This window comes from Arsenophonus sp. ENCA (assembly GCF_002287155.1).
In the GTDB taxonomy this organism is placed as follows: Bacteria; Pseudomonadota; Gammaproteobacteria; order Enterobacterales; family Enterobacteriaceae; genus Arsenophonus; species Arsenophonus nilaparvatae.
Map to the genome: position 1 here is coordinate 1 of NZ_NHNG01000469.1, position 1,582 is coordinate 1,582.

Sequence of the window (1,582 nt, forward strand, 5' to 3'; positions counted from 1 at the left end):
ACCCTTTATTGATGATACCTTCTTACTCCTTAGCGCAGGTCTTTGGAATTTCCATCTCAGAACAGCGTAAAATTTACTTCAATCACCGAAACACCCTTATTTCACTATTAAGCAACACGCTTAGTATAAATTTAAAAACAAGAAAAAATCAGGATGTTCATATTTTGTCCGGTTATCCATGCATTAAAGATATCTATAAAATATTCTTGCAAGTAAGCAGTAAGCGTGTTGCTTAATAGTGAAATAAGGGTGTTTCGGTGATTGAAGTAAATTTTACGCTGTTCTGAGATGGAAATTCCAAAGACCTGCGCTAAGGAGTAAGAAGGTATCATCAATAAAGGGTCTACGATTCCGTAAAATTTGGGTCATGCAACCGAGGCGCTTGATACCCGCGATGGCGTGTTCAACTGTAATACGGATGCCCGAGATTATTTTATTTTCTTGTTTTTGTTCAGGCGATAAAGGTCTTTTTCGAGTTCCTTTTTTTGGGATTTGTGTATTAGGCACGAGTTTCGCACCAATAAAAAAACGCTCTATTTTTAAGTTTAATTCAGCATGATATATAAATAGTYAAAACCTTATAAATCAAATACAACTTATTGTAATTTAAGAAAATTTATGTTTTTTAGTAACTTGCAGATTAATCATTGCTTTTAAGCCATTTTTAGAATTTTATATGCCTGTGCGAAACTCGTGTTAGGATGCTGTTTATCTATACCTTGAAAACCGGTATCTGCCCAGATGGTTACCTCAGGAGGAATATGGCGAATTATATCGACTTTATCGAGTAAGCGTTTATCGTGACGGCGCCCATTTTTGCTCATGGGGATAAATCCAATTTGCCTTGTTTCGTCAGTCATAATAAGCCCTTTTCGAGTGGTCTGTCTTTTCTTTCCCGAATACATTTTTTTTCGCCGACGCAGATTCTTAGGCTTTTGGACAGGTCGCTCTGTCCCATCAATAAAGACGTCTTTAACTCCAGGAAAGGCGCGAAAAAATTCCTCAGCAGAGCGAATTTGACGAGCGGGCAAAACACATTCTCGCCCCAAGGTCATCTCTAAAACCGGCAATAATATTTTTACCCAGCGACATGCCCGTGTTCTATCTAAACCAAAAAGAAGTCCTTGCAAATCATAGGTCGGATAACATTTTAAATACAATAAAATAAAAAGCAGTTTATCTAATGGGGTTGGGATAAATCCTTTCTGCCCTGCACCCATCTGCCGCTCGTGATCTTTTCGATTCTTTTTCCGATAAATCAAATAACAAGCTGAAAATTCAGCGGCTAAATTTTTCAATTCTTCGACTGATAATCCAATGATTGCTTTACATAAACGATTATCTCGTAACAGCCGCTCTTTGTTGATCATTTCAAACCTTTATTCTCTAAGTTAAACCTCTTTTTATTCTCAATAGCGTGACAAAAAATGCAAGTCTCTATTCAGCAACTAGTTTAATGAAAAAGAAGCCAAGGAACAGCAGAACAAAATTAACGCATTATCGAATGCTGTTTTCGAGCAACAAGCTGAAGTGGATAAGGCGGGGCAGAAATATAAAGCAGCGGTTGAACAATGGCAAACGA

The 1,582-nt window shown here is 37.4% G+C and carries 3 protein-coding genes; 1 reads left to right on the plus strand and 2 read right to left on the minus strand.

Features of this window, described 5'->3' with window-relative positions:
- Positions 1-236: hypothetical protein (locus CBG25_RS12135; RefSeq protein WP_290606908.1), on the plus strand; the 236-nt coding region annotated here is incomplete at its 5' end.
- Positions 237-273: 37 nt separating this feature from the next.
- Here the strand turns inward: CBG25_RS12135 and CBG25_RS12140 are convergent.
- Together CBG25_RS12140 and CBG25_RS12145 are read right to left on the minus strand one after the other, a co-directional pair.
- Positions 274-507 carry a transposase family protein gene (locus CBG25_RS12140; RefSeq protein ID WP_290606909.1) on the minus strand — a complete coding sequence of 78 codons (234 nt, stop codon included), beginning with the start codon at positions 505-507 and terminating at the stop codon, positions 274-276.
- Between the two features lie 146 nt (positions 508-653).
- A complete protein-coding gene (locus CBG25_RS12145) occupies positions 654-1,370 on the minus strand; it encodes a transposase family protein (protein WP_290606910.1) in 717 nt (238 codons plus the stop codon).
- Positions 1,371-1,582: the final 212 nt, after the last annotated feature.

What these genes read in the sequence shown, in the direction of transcription:
- CBG25_RS12145 (WP_290606910.1), bottom strand. Translation starts at nt 1,370, where the DNA reads ATGATCAACAAAGAGCGGCTGTTACGAGATAATCGTTTATGTAAAGCA.